Source organism: Paenibacillus sp. J31R109 (assembly GCF_059692055.1).
Genome location: NZ_JCAUAR010000004.1, coordinates 427,391 through 444,193 on the forward strand (window position 1 = coordinate 427,391; position 16,803 = coordinate 444,193).

Consider the following 16,803-nt stretch of genomic DNA (forward strand, 5'->3'; position numbering starts at 1 on the left):
TCACCATAAGCTGCTTTCATTTACTTTACGACTGATATAATTCGCTGTAATGAGTAGGATTAGATTGATAATGGAGTTAAATAAGCCAACAGCCGAGCTGTAGCTCCATCCAAACTCCAGTAATCCTTTGCGATAGACGAAAGAGGAAATCACGTCCGCCGTTTCATAAGTAACGGGATTATAGAGCAGAATGATTTTCTCAAAGCCCACATTCAACAGATTACCCATACGCAAAATAAACATAATCGCAATCGTCGGCATTATACCTGGCAATGTGATATACACCATCTGTTTCCAGCGACTAGCGCCATCCATCCGTGCAGCTTCATACTGTTCGGTATCGATACTCATTAATGCAGCAATATAAATAATGGATTCCCAACCAATACGTTGCCAAATCTCGGATAAAATGTAGATCGGCCGGAACAACTCCGACTTCTGAAGCATCGCTTGTCCGTCATACCCGAAGGCCATCGCAATATTGTTAATGACCCCATCCGCATTCGTAAAGTCCGTAATAATCCCGCAAATAACGACGAGTGAGATAAAATAAGGCATATACGTAATCGTCTGAGCGACACGCTTAAAGGTCTTACTTCGTACCTCATTGATCAAGAGGGCTAGAATAATCGGAGCTGGAAACTCAAAAAGCAAGGAATACAAGCTGATGACCAGCGTATTTTTCAATATGCGCCAAAAATAAAAAGAACTGAAAAAATCATGGAAATGCTTAAAGCCAACCCAATCGCTACCAAGAATACCCTTCATTGGGGAATAATCTTTAAAAGCGATTAAAGCACCATACATCGGTGCATAATGGAAAATCAAATAATACGCGAGCACTGGTACCATCATGAGGTACAAGTACTTATTAGCGATAAAATCACGGATATATCTGTTTGTCCCCGTCTGTTGCTTCGTAAGCTTTACGCTTTCCAGTGGCTGTGTGTTCGCCATCTCCATCCTCACCCTCTCGCCAGTTTACTTATAGAAGAGGGAGATCTCAGATCCCCCCACTTCTCCATTGCCAGATGAAACTTATCGCTTGTTATAGCGATCTAGTGCTGCTTGTTGAATCTCGATAGCGCGGCTTAGATTAAGTGACTTCATTTTATCCACATACTTCTCAAAGCTATCGGCTGATTCGTTACCCAAAATGATTTTCAACGTCATTTCATCAACCAACGTGTTCATGTCGCCCATGATTTTCGCATATTCAGAGCTTTCTTCTGGCGTTGGTGTTAATGGTGGCAAGCTGTATTTGGCTGTATCGGTTTTCTTCCACACATTGATCGCATCGCGTTGCGCTGGCAGTACAAAGAATTGCTCCGCATAACGCTTGTCTTGGATGAATGGCCCGTTGTAGCTGCCGCGAATGTACATGGACATCGCTTGTGCAGGTGCTAATTTATCGGGATTTTTCATCAGCAAATCCGTATATTTGGGATAACCATCCACCATTGAGTAGCTAGTACCCTCTGTTCCGAAGTTAAAGAACATATGGCCTGCTTCACTATACCCATAATCCAACATTCTGACTGCAAGTTCTGGATTCTTGGATTTAGCCGTTACCGCGACAATACCTCCGGAGGAATACGGATTATCTTTTTGACCAAATTTCGGCGTATCGCCTTTTTTTAGTACTGGATATGGCGCTGCTACCAACTGTGCCTTCGGATCTTTGGCCTGTACAAGTGGTTGCCATTTGCCTATACCGCCGCCAGCATTACCAATACTTGCCCCTGTAGCGCCCGTAGCGAAGCTGCCGTCCAAGGCTTTCGTATCCACCGTAGCGATGTTCTTATCTAACAGGCCATCTTGATACCATTGGTGGAAAGTCTTCAAATAGTCTTTGAAGCCGGCTTCCGACGGTCCGAACTTGATTTTCCCATTATCCAAATAGAAGCCGCGGTTCACGCCAAATGCGCCTAAGAATGCACCGTTGTAAGATTCATTGAAGAAACGTGGTTTACTGATAAAGGATAGTGGCGCAGCTGCACCTTTCTTCTCTTTAAATGCTTTCAACGTCGTCGTCCAATCATCAATGGTCTCAGGAACAGGAAGCCCTAACTCATCCAACCAGTCTTTTCGAATCATCGGGCCTTGGAATACCTGTAAGTACTCATCTCCACGAATGAAAGGGAATGCATAGTAACTCCCATTATCCGTTTTTACCATTTTGTCGACTTCTGGATGCTCTTTGAGGTATTTCTTCAGGTTCGGTGCGTATTTATCAATCAGATCATTCAATTTCAAAATGTACCCATCTTTAATGGCTTTCTCCGGTCCACCTGGGAAATCACTCAGGAAATTGTATTCGATCATATCTGGTAAATCCCCGGATGCAAGCATCACGTTTAGCGCTTCTTTGGCTTGTCCTGTAGGAGGTGCTAAGAATTTAAGCGGGACGCCTGTTTTCTTCTGCCACTCTTGGAAAAAAGGGACATCGGCATGTGTCGTTTTCACACCTGTTAAGTTCCCGTTCAACTCGCCCCAGTAGGTCAGCGTTTTATCAGTTGTCATCGGATACGTCGTCGCACTCGCTGTTGCCGGTGCTTGTGACTCACTCGTTGTTGTTGACTCTGTCTTCGAAGAACAGGCAATCGCTGTGCCCATCATCATGACAATCATGGTTGAAGCTAAAATTTTCTTCATTCGTTGACCCTCCACTACAAGTTATGGTGAGATGCATCTCTTCCTTAAGCGTAGTGGAATCCACCGAATTAACCTATGAGCAATATGAAGAATGACATGGTCATTTCGTCATCTCCAATTGTTGATATCTACAATCGAATGGACGAAATCACAAAATTAGCCCATTTGAAGACAAAAAAATAGCACAGAATGATGAACTTTCACATCATTCCGTGCTATTAAGATGGTTTACAATCCAAAAATGGCATCAATTACGGGCTTCGTTGTTCCACCTGGATACAGGATATACAACAATATATAGACCATAACGCCTGTTGGCGCTGTAAGCAGCCATACAAACGCAGCGATTTTTCCGATTTTCTTGTGTTTAAGGAATTTCTTTTTGTAAGCAAACCACAAGGTGATAAGACCTAGTACACCACCTAGCGTAGCTAGTGTGATATGGAAGAACAAGAACAAATGATAGGGTAACACTAAACTTTCTGGGCCACCAAAGGAGGTATTTCCTTCAAATATGGTTCGGGACATGTAGATGATAAAAAAGGCTAACGCGAAAATTGCACCCAAAACCATCAGCTTTTCATGCGTTTCTCGGTTCCCTTTAACAATATGATACCATCCGAACCCAACAAAAATGGCACTAATCACAATAAACATCGTAGAAATTGTGGGTAATATGTGCATCTTTCGAAATCCTTTCTCTAAGCGCGATTCCAGTTCCCGCCTTGATTATTCAAGCTTTCTTGTGATGGAAGTGGATCCAATTCGTCCTCATCCTTGCGTTCTCTGCGATACCAACGGAAGAAAATGTAAGCTAACGTGGCGCCATAGATAATCTCTTGCAAAATTTTCATGATTACGCCACCTAGTTGTTGATCATCAAGCGGCGACAGGTGAACAAAAGGAACCGTGACATTGCTATACATATCATAAATAATTGTATCAGCAAAAATGATAAGCGCACAAGCCGGTGTCAGCAAAACGCCATTCCCGAAAATATACGCCATTTTCTTCAAATCGTTCAAGCGATTCAGCTCAGGCAGCGGGCAAAATACAGGGAACCACATGATAAAGGCCGTCACTAAAAGCACAGTATGATAAGCAAGAAGCGGTACATCATTCTTCATCAAGTAATCCATAATAAAAGGCATATGGTAGATGGAGAATAACATATTGAACATGAATAATGCAATCAGAGGCCGTGTGAAAAAGGAAAATAGGCCGCGGAATACGACATTCGTCATAGCTGCTCTAAGCAGCCATGCCGGCGTTCCTAACCAAATGAGAATCGGTACGATCAAGTAAAGAATCGTTTGTTGCAGCATGTGCATACTGAACAAGTAGTGATGCCCGATGTAGTTAATAGGGCTTCCTTGTCCAACGTAGAATAAGAACAACCCTGTGTAAAATAGAAGCTGTTGTGACGTCGAAATTGGCTCCGATTTCGCAGCGCTCCCATTTCCATTCACGACAAATCGACCATAACTATATGCGATCACAACGACGATCAATAGTAAAACAGGACTCCACAAATCGAAAAACCCACCAATCTGACTCATACCTGCATCTATCTCCTTTCAAGCTGACTACTTCCATTTAACTCCCAGTAAAAAAAGAGGAGGCACTTTGTCTAGACAAAGTTGCCTCTTCCTGCTTTTCTACCACCAAACCCAATATACGGCTGTGATAACACCGGTAAGAGCAACGAACGCTCCTGCGAAGATAAAGATCAGAGGGAACAAATGTCCTCTCTCTTTGGCATGCATCCAGAAAAGCAACTGAACGAGTGCCTGCACGATCCCAAGGGATACGATGAAAATCAAGATAAACGAACGATCCAAGTCTCCGTAAAGTACGACAGCGAATGCCAACATCGTGAGTAGAATCGAGATAATGTAAGTCAAATAGTGATTAAGTGTTGAGTCGTGCTTCACTCTCTTGCTAGGTGCGTGTGTATCATGAGAATTGCTGCTCATTTAGTGACCCACCTTCCCCATCAAATAAACGACTGTGAAGATAAATACCCAAACTAAGTCGATAAAGTGCCAGTACAGAGAAGCAACATAGAACTTAGGTGCCGTAACAACTGTAAGACCCTTCTTCATACCTTGGAAAATCAACAGTGTAATCCAGCAAACACCGAATGCTACGTGAGCACCGTGGAAACCAACTAGTGTGTAGAACGATGTGGAGAATGCACTTGTTGTAAACCCATGGCCTTCATGAACGTACTCATAAAACTCGTAGATCTCCATCCCTAAGAAGGCAAGACCAAACAAAACGGTAACGGCTAACCAACCTAGCAATTGACCTACTTTTTGACGGTGCATCGCAATGATTGCAAATACACTCGTCAAGCTGCTCGTTAAGAGAACGAATGTTGACCAACCAACTGTTTTAAGCTTGAATAGCTCATCAGCTGTTGGGCCATCCGGAACAGAGTTCCGGAGAGCAATGTAAGTTGCGAATAAACAACCGAACAATACAACCTCAGCGCCAAGAAATAACCAGAAACCAAGAACCTTATTTTTCCCTTCGAGGGTAGCCGTTTCCGGATTAGCAGGCAGTGCGCCCGTGTGATGACTACTCATGCCTTTACCCCCTTATGATCGTCTTCAAGTTCTTCTGGTTCAATATGCCAACCGTGGTCGTCATATACCGAACGCAAGAACATGGCAATGAATGTAACTAAGATACCTGCTCCAGCTACATAGTAGTTTTTGTACATAAAGCCAAATCCAGCAATGAACAACCCTACAGACATAACAAGCGGCAAAATCGATGCCGAAGGCATATGAATGGAACCAATTGGCTCAGCAGGCGTCATTTGTTTGTTACCAGCCATTTTTTCTTTCCAGAAAGCATCCAAACCACGAACAAGCGGAGTTTGTTTGAAGTTATATTCAGGTGCAGGTGACGGAATTGTCCACTCCAAGGAGCGTCCATCCCACGGATCTGCAGGAGCTGTAATTGGTTTTCTTGCAGTTGCAATAATGTTGATAAGGAACACTAACGTACCGATACCCATTAAGAAAGCACCAACGGTTGAAACTAAGTTACCAGTTTCGAGACCATACCCTGGTTGATACGTAAATACACGTCGTGGCATCCCCATTAGACCCAAGAAATGCTGCGGGAAGAATGTTAAGTGGAAACCGATGAAGAACAACCAGAAATGAAGTTTACCTAAACCTTCACTTAGCATACGACCGAACATTTTCGGCCACCAGTAGTAAAGACCAGCGAACAAACCAAGTACGAGACCACCAACGATAACGTAGTGGAAATGCGCTACTACGAAATACGTATCATGATACTGGAAGTCAGCTGCTGGAATCGCAAGCATTACCCCAGTTGTTCCACCCATTACGAAGGTTGGAATGAAAGCTGTAGCGAAAATATTCGCCGTTGTGAAACGGATTTGACCACCCCAAAGCGTGAACAACCAGTTAAAGATCTTAACACCTGTAGGAACGGCAATCGCCATTGTTGCAATCGCGAAGATCGAGTTCGCTACTGGGCCTAAGCCTGATGTAAACATATGGTGGACCCAAACCATGAAGCCTAGGAAACCAATTAATACTGTTGCAAATACCATGGAGCTGTATCCGAACAGACGTTTTTTCGAAAAAGTAGAAACAATCTCAGAAATAATACCGAATGCTGGAAGAATCAAAATGTAAACTTCGGGATGCCCGAAAATCCAGAATAAATGCTCCCACAGTACGTTGTTTCCGCCTCTGGCTGCATCGAAGATGGCTCCGCCAAAGACACGGTCAAACATAAGAAGAACTAGAGCAACTGTAATTGCCGGGAAAGCAAGAACGATCAAACCTGAAGTTACAAAAGCAGACCATGTGAACATTGGTAAACGCATGTATGTAAGACCAGGAGCACGCATGTTAATAATCGTTACGAGGAAGTTAATCCCCCCGATTAGTGTCCCGATACCTGCAATTTGCAAACCAAGCACGTAGAAGTCAGTACCTCGTAAATTGCCTTCTAACGTTTGTCCCCAACTTGCGTCGGTGATCGAGGATAACGGTGCATACCCCGTCCAACCACCATCAGGTGCGCCGCCCAAGAACCAGCTTGTGTTCATAAGCACGCCGCCGGCGAAGAATAACCAGAAGCCTAATGAGTTAACGAAAGGGAACGCAACGTCCCTTGCCCCAATTTGCAGTGGAACAATGGCATTCATGAAAGCGAAGATGACCGGCATCGCCGCAAAGAAAATCATCGTTGTTCCGTGCATCGTTGTTAATTGGTTAAAAGAATCGCCGATAAAAATCTGTTGGTCTGGATATGCGAGTTGTATCCGAATCAAGATTGCTTCAAGTCCTCCAACGAGGAAGAAGAAGCCGCCCGCTAGTAAATACAGGATACCGATTTTCTTATGATCGACAGTTGTAAGCCAATCCATAAGCCCGGTATGTTTTTTTACTGGATGAGAGTGAGCCAACGTATGAACCTCCTTTACATCAAGAGTTTATTTCAATGTTTGTAAGTACGTAACAATATCTTTAATTTGAGCGTCATCAAGTTTACCGTTAGCTTCTTTACCGAAAGCTGGCATTTTGTTGCCCGGTTTCAGTTCTTGCGGATTATGTATCCAAGATGCTAAGTTCTCAGGTGTCTTCTCTAAGATGCCCGCAAGTGTGTCGCGATCTGCAAAGCCTTTAAGGTTAGGTGCAACCCCTGGACCGCTAGCATTAACAGCATGACAAGACATACAATTTTCTTTGAAAAGTTCTTCACCTTTTTGAGCAGAAGCTGGCACGGTGTTAGGTGCTTTCATTTTGGCAACCCAAGCATTAAAGTCTGCATCAGACTTAGAAGCCACTGTAAAGTTCATCAAAGCATGTGAAGCTCCGCAAAGTTCTGTACATCTACCTTGGAACGTTGCAATTTCATCGGCTTGCAAGTAAAGCGTATTACGGATACCTGGGTTCGTATCGACTTTACCACCAAGGGATGGTACCCAGAATGCGTGTGCTACGTCAGCAGAAACAACATCAAATGCAATGATTTTATCCTTTGGAATCACAAGCTGTTGCGCTGTCGCGATACCAAGATCTGGATATTCAAACTGCCACCAGAACTGATGCGCAGTGACTTTCACATGGATAGCGTCTTTGTTCTTGTTGTAATTCTCGGAGTGTTTGAACGTGTAGGACACTGTTGGCACCGCAAGTACTAACAGTAATAGAATTGGGATTACCGTCCAGATAATCTCCAAAACGTGACTTCCTTCGACTTGTTTAGGTATGCTTTCGTCACCTTTGCGCTTGCGAAAGCGAACTAAAACGTACACATAAATCGCAAATACGACAATTACGACAAAAATCATGATAAAGAGACTTAATTTCATTAAATAAAGCTGCTCCGTCGCCACAGGACCTTTAGGCACTAAAGCAGATAAGGTTGGGTCTCCGCACCCAGTTAGCATGAACGTCATCACCGCTAAAAGGGGTAGCAGACGCCAGAACTTTTTCAATTGACTCATTGTATCAACCCCACTTTTAAAACAATATTTTTACCACGAAGGCCATGCCCATGTCAATTCACTTTAATAACTATAAATTCGTGAAAACTTTTTGTCAATCGCTGTAGGAGAGTTCACAAATTGTTCTTAAACAGCGTCTGTAGCGATATATTTCCCTTCATGGTTATTTCCATACACCCACCTCTTTATGCATAAAAGCCTTTATTTGTGATCACGAATAATTAGACAGAAACATCTCATCCTATAGACAATAAATCGTATTGGGAGGTCTGTTAATTATGTTCAGGAAGTTAGGTTTTCCGATTTGTGGAATCATATTCCTACTGCTCACATTATCTGCGTGTGGTACTAGCGGTAAACAGTACAGAGGTGATCGCGATGACTCTACAAGCTCGAATTTTGGCGTTCATGTCGACAAATCTGGTCAAAATGAAAGATCCTATCAAGTACAACAACTCTCTGGTCCCGTAACACACAACAATACGAAGCTAGAGTATAGTCAATATCTTTCAGATCAATTACACACCATGGACGGAGTCAATACGGCTTTAGTCATGATTACGAATCAGAATGCCTATGTTGCATTAATGATGGATAGCAGTGCCGTCGGGACAAAAGGATGGACCAAAGAAACTAATAACCAAGGAACGACGAAAGGAATATACAACGCTGATAACCCCTATGATGACTCTTTACCGTCTAATGATTTAAATAAAGGTTACAATAGTTATGAAACGGCTATGCATCATGATTTACTCTCTCATCCCTTTAAACAGGCGATAGCTGAGAAGCTGCGTGTCTTAAAACCAGATCTCATGGACGTTTATATATCGGCGAATAGAGATTTTCTCAATAAAATGAATAACTACGCACAGGAAAGTTGGAAAGGCCATTCACTCATGCCGCTATTAACGGATTTTAATCAGACGGTTACTCGCGTGTTTGGAACGGCTCAATCTCTACCTCATGACTAGATAGATTAGGGCTAACCTCCTATAGGAAGTTTTATTTCTCTTAGGGGGTCTTGCTATGTCTCTTGGAGCACAACCAGCATGCAAAACTTCTATTAATAAAGTGGTTTATTTCTGCTTGTGGGTCAGCTCCTGTTTTCATTTGTCTTTCATTCCTGTACAATGAGGGAATCGTCTTTACTAAGAAGGAAAAAGGGAGCTGGCCAATTACCCATGTCAAATGGATTTGCCTCATTAGGTATCAGAGAACAATTAGTTCAAGTTTTGCAAAATCAAGGTGTCGTAGAACCGACCCCCATTCAACGGGAAGCCATTCCTGTCTTGTTGAAAGGTTCGGACGTTATCGCTCAAGCTCAGACAGGTACAGGTAAAACCCTTGCCTTTGTACTTCCTATATTAGAAACCATTGATGTAGAAAGCTCAGACGTTCAGGCGCTTATTCTTACGCCTACTCGTGAGTTAGCGATTCAAATCAGCAATGAATTAAAAACCCTGGTTCCCATTACAGGCGCTAAGGTCCTAGCCGCTTACGGCGGGCAAGATGTAGAAAAACAGCTTAGAAAGCTTCAAGGTAACATACATATAGTAGTAGGAACACCAGGAAGATTGCTTGATCATCTTCGCCGCGGTTCTATTAACTTCTATAAATTGAAAATCCTTGTATTAGATGAAGCGGACCAAATGTTGCACATGGGCTTCTTGCACGAAGTTAAAGATATCATTGCCCAAACGTCTCCTTACCGCCAAACGCTGCTCTTCTCTGCTACAATGCCCGAACAGGTCATCAATCTGTCTAAGGCTTATATGAAGGAAGCCAAAGAAATTAAAATTCAAAGTAAACAAGTTACCTTGACTGAAATTCAGCAGGTCCTTATTCCTACAACTGATCGTGAAAAACCGGATGCTCTTATTGCTGCAATTAAACAATATAGACCTTATCTCGCGATGATTTTTTGTCGGACCAAAGCCAAAGCGATCGCGCTCAATGAAACTTTGCAAGAAATCGGTTTGATGTCAGATGAACTGCATGGCGACCTATCGCAAGCGAAACGTGAGCAAGTAATGAAGCGTTTCAGAGAAGGTCGTATCGAACTCCTAGTCGCTACGGATATCGCAGCCCGCGGTCTAGATGTTGAAGGCGTTACGCATATCTTCAATTATGATGTACCACAAGATGCCGAAAGCTATATCCATCGGATTGGCAGAACTGGCCGCGCTGGAGAGTCAGGCGTTGCTGTGACCTTCGCAACACAAAGAGATATGCCGACGATTGAGCTCATTGAAAAAGGAATCAAAATGTCTTTGCGCGGTGCCGATGGCCAACAAAGACGTGTCGTTCGTTCAAGAACAGAAGACTACACTGAGCAAGAAGGCAGAGGCTCTGCGCGTAAAGGTGGAGCTGGAGCTTCCTCACGCGGTGGCAGACGTAATGACCGCAACGGTGCCCCAGAGCAGCGCAGCGGCGGGCGTGCTGGAAGACCTGGCGCGCGCGAATTGCGTGGCGATCGTTCGAATATGCAATACGGCAGCGAGCGTAAAATAGGCTTTGGCGGCAAAAGCGATAAATTCGGTTCACGCGGCGGTTCCGCTGGTGCTGGGCGTTCTGGTGAAAGACCAGCTAAAGTGAACTCGGAGCGCAGCCCGAATACATGGGGGCGCGCAACTGTCATCCATGAAGCAACTACAACGAATGCTGCCCCAGCGCGTGGCACGAACATGGGAGCTGCGAAAGCACGCGTAACAGGTTCGTATAATGGCGGCGGCGAGGGTACTGAGCGCAAGCGTTCAGCTCCGCATGGCGATAAGTCCTACTCGCCATACAACAAGTACGCTGGCGCAGGTCGCGATGACGCGGCTAGCGCGTCTCGCACGCTTCGCGGCGGCAAGGGCCGTGGCGATGGCGCAGCACGTGGTGCAGCTCCGCGCGGTGAGGGCTTCGGCGCTCGCTCAGGCGGTGCACCGCGCGGCGAGGGCTTCGGCGCTCGCACGAGCGGTGCACCTCGCGGCGAGGGCTTCGGCGCTCGCACGGGCGGTGCTCCTCGCGGGCGCAGTGACGAGCGTGGTGCGCGCAGCGCGGCACCTCGTGGCGACAGCTTCGGGTCGCGCGGTGGCGCGCCTCGCGGCGACAGACCAAGCGGCCCGCGTGGCGGCGGTCAAGGCGGCGCTCGCGGTAGTGCGCCAAGAGGCACACGCGGCGGAGGCGGAAAGCGCTAAAAGAAATGAAGCGATTTCATGCGAGTCTTTACCAATGAAGGCTTACGTTGTAAACTATAGGTATGGTTAATTAAGTTTCTACAGGGCAAAAATCGTTTCACCCCGTTCACGCACTTAGGATTTACCCCCCCATCCAATCGAAGGAGGTATGTTCCATGTACGCATTAAAGGATAAGGAAATGATTTTTGTATTCACTGGCCCGCACGGGGCAGGTCGTAAAACCGTCGCCGAAATGTCCGGCTCCACCTTGGGAATGAAACAAGTGATTTCCTACACCACCCGACCTCCGAAACCGACAGAGGAAGATGGTCAGGATTATCACTTCATCTCCCCCGCCCAATTTGTTCAGGCACAAACTGGCGGCGAATTTATTGAGGTTAGCACCGTAAATGACCATCTATACGGAATCAAAAGCGCAGATATTGAGCGGATGTTCCAGCAAAGTGGCAGCATTTACTTGATTTTGAATCGCTTTGGCGCCGAAACGCTCAAAAAGCTATATGGCGACCGCGTCGTCCAAATCTTCATTTATGCCCAGCGAGACACACTTGAAGAGCGGATGAAAGAAAGCGGAGATTCGGAAGAAATCGCCTCTAAATATTTGTCTGATTACGAAAATGAATTAGCTTACCGTGACCAATGTGATCATGTTTTTGAAAATGTGGACTTGGCGCATACGGTTTTTGATCTTACCAAAACGTTGGATCTATATTTAAATCGTAACCTAGTCGACTTAGACTAGACACGAAGGGCACTAGCTGCCGATCAAGGCCTGGACGGTTCCCCGTCCGGGCCTTTTCATCTAACGAATCAACAGCAACATCGATCCGTTCCTATTAAGGAGTTGAATGTAATGAAAATAATTTCTATCGAACCAACACCCAGCCCGAATTCTATGAAGCTCAATATGGATGAATCCTTACCGGCTGGCGTCCGAGAAACATATACGAAAAAGAATGCAATTAACGCTCCCGAGGACGTGCAGAAGTTACTTGCTGTGCCCGGCGTCATCAGTGTGTTTCACGCAGCTGATTTCATTGCGGTAGACCGCAGCTCCAAGGGGGACTGGCAGTTCATCCTGGCGCAAGCGCGAGAAATTTATGGAGAAGCTCAGGGAGCGACTAGCGCTGGATTGGCTGCCGAGCAACCTGCAGCTGAGGCCGCATTCGGCGAAGCGCAGGTGCTCGTGCAAATGTTTCGCGGCATTCCGCTCCAGGTGAGGGTGCGCGCAGGCTCAGAAGAAGCGCGCGTCGCTATGCCAGAGCGCTTCACGCAAGCTGCCGTCCGCGCAGGTACGGCCTCGCCGAACCTGATCAAAGAGCGGAAGCTCGAGGAGCTCGGCGTCCGCTACGGCGAGCTGTCGGACATCGCGGGCGAAGTCGTCCAGGAACTGGACGCTTCTTACGACGATGCCCGCTTGGAAGAACTAGTCTCCCGCGCGATGCAGGAGACATCCGACACCCCTGCGGCTCCGGAGGCCGCCGCAGAAGATCTTGTCGCAGCCGCCGAGGGGCTGCGCAGCAATGACTGGAAGCTGCGCTACGCCGCGCTTCAAAAGATCCAGCCGTCGCTAGAGACGCTGCCCCTTCTCGTCACTGCGTTGCAGGACGAGAACACGTCGCTTCGGCGACTGGCCACGGTGTACCTCGGGGACATCAAGGAACCCGAGGTACTGCCCTATCTGTATCGTGCCCTCGAGGACGATACACCTTCTGTTCGTCGGACTGCAGGCGATACACTGTCCGATCTCGGCGACCCCGCCGCTATGCTGGCGATGGCCAAGGCGCTCAAAGACCGCAACAAGCTCGTCCGTTGGCGAGCTGCGCGTTTTCTATATGAAGTAGGCGACCAGAGCGTGCTTGATGACTTAAAGCAAGCGGCAGACGACACCGAATTTGAGGTTCGGATGCAAGTAAAGATCGCACTCGAGCGCATCGAAGGCGGCCATGCTGCTGAAGGCTCTGTATGGCAGCAAATGACACGTAGAAACGACTAATTACTAATAAAAGCACGAAAGCTGCCTATGGATGTAGGTGAGCATTCGTGCTTTTTTGGTTTTGCCTACTAACTCCCTACTTCCTAAACTGCTCGAAATACATAATTCTCTCCTCAATCGTCGGATGAGAGCCGCGGAACCACTGTACAAGCTTAGGCTGCGTGACTGGACTGAGATTCTCTTTAGCAATATGTTGAAAAGCATGAATCGCCGCATCGCCATCTCCTGTCATTTTCATCGCATAGACGTCTGCCCGATGTTCGATCACCCTGGAGAACGCATTTTGTGCTGGTGACGAAAGGAAGCCCATCAGCGAGATGAGCACTAGCAGAATCGGCAAAGCCGCTAAGTCCCTCTCCCCGCGCATTCCCCACAGCGAACCCCATCGTTTCAAAATCAGTCGGTATGCATGAAATGCCAACCAGAAGCCTACAAAACTGAGAGCAACCCCATAAGCAATTCCCCAATAGATATGATGTTCTACATAATGTCCCATCTCGTGCGCCATGACGGTCAGAATTTCAGCTGGCTGCAACTTATTCAAAATCGTGTCCCACAGTACAATACGCGCATTGCCACCAATACCATTCACATAAGCGTTAATCGTGTTGGTTCTCTCTGACATGTTGACCTCGTAAACCTGGTCAGTCGGAATCTGTGATTTGGCAGCGAGATCCAGAATTTGCGCCTTTAGTTCTTGATTTTGAAGGGGCTGAAATTGATTGTACAACGGGTCCAACACCACAGGCTGAATAAATGTAACGAATAAGATCAATGGAATGGAAATCAACCATAGCCAGACCCACCAACGCGTAGGACTCCACTTACTGATCCATCTAAAAATAACAACCATCACGATCGTGCCAACGATATCTATGAAAAATGTTTTGATATAATCCTTTAGAAAAAGGATAGGTGTCTCATTGGAGATGCCGTAGGCTTGATCGATTTTAAACAGGAATACATCAATCGGTAGAAACAGCACGTCCATAACGAGCGTAAATAGCACTACAAAGAGGAGTAATTGCAGGAATGAAGCTCGGAATACTTTTTCCGCGAGTTGACGAAAGCTAACAGCTATACCGAACAAAGCAACAGTCACCCCAATTTGCAATGGAGAACTTAAGAAAAAGGTTAACGAGTGAATCCGCGAAAGCGTCTCTGCTTTGGCAATTTCTGCATGTGTCATGAACGTATTGGGATCTGCTGCAGTGCCAACAACTGATAATGGGATTGTAAACAAATCCCCTTTGATGAAATACAGGATAATGAAAATAGCATAACAAGCAAAAGCAGCCCCACACCACAAATAAAATCGCTTCATCCTATTCCTCCAATATCTTCTGGATCATCTCAACCTTTGATGCTGTTTGTAGATGTGCCTGTACACCTTTGTCTAGTCTATGCGAGTATATGGGTCACCTATGTGTCTCTTGGTATAGTGAATGCCAAGTATTGCATTCTCTAGCAACCCATGATCTAATGAAAGCATCGATAGGAATGGAGTGCGACATGAAGAAATCTATCTCGCTAGTTTTGCTGAGTTTGGTCAGCCTACTATGTATTCTACTCTTAAAAACAACTACTCCCGCTACACTATCTATCACTTCACCCTCCCGTCAAGCCGAGGAAACTCTTTCACAGAAGCCCATTGTTGGAGATGTCGCGATGGCAACTCTATCACCTGAAGTCGATCCAACTACAACATCTTCAGCTCTTCAAAATACAGTTAATGCAGCATCCACATTAAGCCCAACAGTAGCTGAAGCCACCTTACCAGTCGAGCATCATGTTCAAATACAAGCCATTCCCCCGCTATCCCAGCTCCCCGAGCTGCCAAATGGGTGTGAAGCTGTCGCCGCAACCATGCTGCTGAATTGGGCGGGGATGCCGATAACGAAGGAAGAAGTGGCGCAAGCGCTGCCTACAGGTGACATGCCTTCTGAAAATGCCTACGGCGCCTTAGTTGGAGCAAATCCTAAGGATGTATTCGTTGGCGATCCATTTGCTGTCGGCTATGGGATTTATCATACCCCAATCGCCGATCTGATGAATCAGTGGTTACCTGGTCATGTGCGCGATCTGACAGGAGCCTCCTTTGAAGCTTTACTTGGTGTTATCACCAAGGGGAGTCCGGCTATGGTATGGGCAACCGAGCATATGGACCTTCCCTATCTGGATTTAGAGTGGGAAGACGAGTCTGGCGAAGTTGTTCCATGGTACCAGCCTGAGCATGCCTTGCTGTTAACCGGATGGGACGATGACTTTGCGTATATGAACGACCCCATGACGGGGGAGCAAGAAGCTTATCCACTGGCTGCTTTCAAGGAGGCCTGGGAGCATTTGGGTTCCCAAGCGATTACAATCATCACCTGAGAGGATGAGTTACGGAAGTGAGATCAAGGGACAAGCAGGTGAAGTGAGATCGCCTTTCGAGCTAGTTAAGTTTCGTCCGCGGACCCCCCAACAGCCGCACCACAAAAAGGAAAACCCGCAAGGGTAGTCCATGCTTTTTGTGGTGCTCGCCGCTTTGCTTGTCCACTCTCTACAATGGATCCAACTGAACGGCCGCTTGCTTCCCGCTTAGTTGAATGCCCGTGTGCTTCTTGCCGTGGGAGCTCAGCTCCTTAACTAGCGTTTCCAGCAATTCCTTTGCTTTTGCGCCTTCCTTGCCGGAGATCTTAACGACCAGCAGGACGGCGTCCCCGCCTTTGAGGATACGCTCCGCTTGCTGGCGCTTCGTATCCAGATCGTGGTCTTCGATGTTGGCTGTCAAGCGAAGCTCCTTGACCTTCGGGCCTTGCTCTTGTTTCCGTGCCTGCTGCTTTTCCTGCAAGGCCTCTTGTTTGGCGGCTCCCGCTCCAATCAACTTGCAAGGAGGCGGGCTGCTCATGAGCGAGGTGCAGACGAGGTCAACTTTTAGCTTTTTGGCAAGAGCTAGTGCGTCTTTCGTGGACATCACACCTAGATCTTCACCCTGAAGCCCAGTAACCTCAACTTCGGATGCTTTAATTTTCTCATTCTTAATAATCATTGTGAATACACCTAATCTTTCGCTATAATGAACCCATCCACCCTTAGGTGGATCGAAGTTGGACTAGCTCATACATCATTTTGCCATGAAGTTATATAAGGAGATGTCGATTCCCCCATGAATAATAAACAATTAGAAGAGCAAATGATCGAGAATTACAAACGTGAAGAGCATATGATGATTTTGGTTTTTGCACAGTGGTGTATTAACCATGGTCTGGATCCTGCAGCACTTTATCACAGCGCATATCCTGAACAGCCAAATAATGAAGCCCTAGAGAAAGCTCTTGAATTAACGGTACCCAAAGAGGAAGCCGGCGAGGTACCGGATGACACATTGCTTGGTGTGCTTTCCCTCTTTGGCAATGAAGAGCTGGCATTCATTGTGACGCAAGAAATCGATAAGCGGCCGAAGCGCGCGCGCTAA

General features: G+C 46.3%; 16 protein-coding genes. 6 read left to right on the forward strand and 10 right to left on the reverse strand.

The features are described 5' to 3' along the window. The 8 genes from AC58QT_RS14805 to coxB all read right to left on the reverse strand — a co-directional run bounded on the left by AC58QT_RS14805 (nucleotide 1) and on the right by coxB (nucleotide 8,161). Complete coding sequence (locus AC58QT_RS14805; protein WP_497409730.1) at nucleotides 1-957, reverse strand: ABC transporter permease; 957 nt, start codon at nucleotides 955-957, stop codon at nucleotides 1-3. Nucleotides 958-1,038: 81 nt separating this feature from the next. Beyond that, nucleotides 1,039-2,655, reverse strand: a complete 1,617-nt coding sequence (locus AC58QT_RS14810) for an extracellular solute-binding protein (protein WP_497409638.1) — start codon at nucleotides 2,653-2,655, stop codon at nucleotides 1,039-1,041. Between the two features lie 228 nt (nucleotides 2,656-2,883). Further along, nucleotides 2,884-3,339, reverse strand: a complete 456-nt coding sequence (locus AC58QT_RS14815; RefSeq protein ID WP_497409639.1) for a DUF420 domain-containing protein — start codon at nucleotides 3,337-3,339, stop codon at nucleotides 2,884-2,886. Nucleotides 3,340-3,356: 17 nt separating this feature from the next. Beyond that, nucleotides 3,357-4,214, reverse strand: a complete 858-nt coding sequence (locus AC58QT_RS14820; protein ID WP_497409640.1) for a cytochrome c oxidase assembly protein — start codon at nucleotides 4,212-4,214, stop codon at nucleotides 3,357-3,359. A gap of 99 nt (nucleotides 4,215-4,313) precedes the next feature. Next, entirely contained in the window at nucleotides 4,314-4,631 is a 318-nt protein-coding gene (locus tag AC58QT_RS14825; protein WP_068663240.1) for a cytochrome C oxidase subunit IV family protein, read from the reverse strand. After that, complete coding sequence (locus AC58QT_RS14830; RefSeq protein WP_497409641.1) at nucleotides 4,632-5,246, reverse strand: cytochrome (ubi)quinol oxidase subunit III; 615 nt, start codon at nucleotides 5,244-5,246, stop codon at nucleotides 4,632-4,634. Continuing rightward, a complete protein-coding gene (gene ctaD / locus AC58QT_RS14835) occupies nucleotides 5,243-7,117 on the reverse strand; it encodes a cytochrome c oxidase subunit I (protein ID WP_497409642.1) in 1,875 nt (624 codons plus the stop codon). The genes AC58QT_RS14830 and ctaD overlap by 4 nt, the downstream gene beginning before the upstream one ends. Nucleotides 7,118-7,144: 27 nt before the next feature. Next, nucleotides 7,145-8,161 carry a cytochrome c oxidase subunit II gene (gene coxB, locus AC58QT_RS14840; protein ID WP_497409643.1) on the reverse strand — a complete coding sequence of 339 codons (1,017 nt, stop codon included), beginning with the start codon at nucleotides 8,159-8,161 and terminating at the stop codon, nucleotides 7,145-7,147. Between the two features lie 278 nt (nucleotides 8,162-8,439). On the opposite strand from coxB, the gene AC58QT_RS14845 reads away from it, so the two are divergent. The 4 genes from AC58QT_RS14845 (at nucleotide 8,440) to AC58QT_RS14860 (ending at nucleotide 13,343) form a co-directional block, all read left to right on the forward strand. Then, nucleotides 8,440-9,135 carry a YhcN/YlaJ family sporulation lipoprotein gene (locus AC58QT_RS14845; RefSeq protein WP_497409644.1) on the forward strand — a complete coding sequence of 232 codons (696 nt, stop codon included), beginning with the start codon at nucleotides 8,440-8,442 and terminating at the stop codon, nucleotides 9,133-9,135. Between the two features lie 210 nt (nucleotides 9,136-9,345). Beyond that, a complete protein-coding gene (locus tag AC58QT_RS14850) occupies nucleotides 9,346-11,346 on the forward strand; it encodes a DEAD/DEAH box helicase (protein WP_497409645.1) in 2,001 nt (666 codons plus the stop codon). A 155-nt stretch (nucleotides 11,347-11,501) separates the two neighbouring features. Then, complete coding sequence (locus AC58QT_RS14855; protein WP_497409646.1) at nucleotides 11,502-12,089, forward strand: guanylate kinase; 588 nt, start codon at nucleotides 11,502-11,504, stop codon at nucleotides 12,087-12,089. Nucleotides 12,090-12,200: 111 nt separating this feature from the next. Continuing rightward, the gene (locus AC58QT_RS14860) at nucleotides 12,201-13,343 is read left to right on the forward strand and encodes a conserved virulence factor C family protein (RefSeq protein WP_497409647.1); all 1,143 of its coding nucleotides are present in this window, start codon (nucleotides 12,201-12,203) and stop codon (nucleotides 13,341-13,343) included. A 76-nt stretch (nucleotides 13,344-13,419) separates the two neighbouring features. On the opposite strand, the gene AC58QT_RS14865 is transcribed toward AC58QT_RS14860, so the two are convergent. Then, entirely contained in the window at nucleotides 13,420-14,667 is a 1,248-nt protein-coding gene (locus AC58QT_RS14865; RefSeq protein WP_497409648.1) for a M48 family metallopeptidase, read from the reverse strand. A gap of 344 nt (nucleotides 14,668-15,011) precedes the next feature. On the opposite strand from AC58QT_RS14865, the gene AC58QT_RS14870 reads away from it, so the two are divergent. Then, on the forward strand, nucleotides 15,012-15,719 hold the full coding sequence (locus AC58QT_RS14870; protein WP_497409649.1) for a C39 family peptidase: 708 nt from the start codon (nucleotides 15,012-15,014) through the stop codon (nucleotides 15,717-15,719). 169 nt (nucleotides 15,720-15,888) lie between these two features. Here AC58QT_RS14870 and infC read toward each other — a convergent pair whose 3' ends face one another. Further along, nucleotides 15,889-16,374, reverse strand: coding sequence for a translation initiation factor IF-3 (infC, locus tag AC58QT_RS14875; protein WP_497409731.1), 486 nt, complete (start codon nucleotides 16,372-16,374; stop codon nucleotides 15,889-15,891). Between the two features lie 120 nt (nucleotides 16,375-16,494). Between infC and yxiS the strand changes: the two genes are divergently transcribed. Then, entirely contained in the window at nucleotides 16,495-16,803 is a 309-nt protein-coding gene (gene yxiS / locus AC58QT_RS14880; protein WP_310499643.1) for a protein YxiS, read from the forward strand.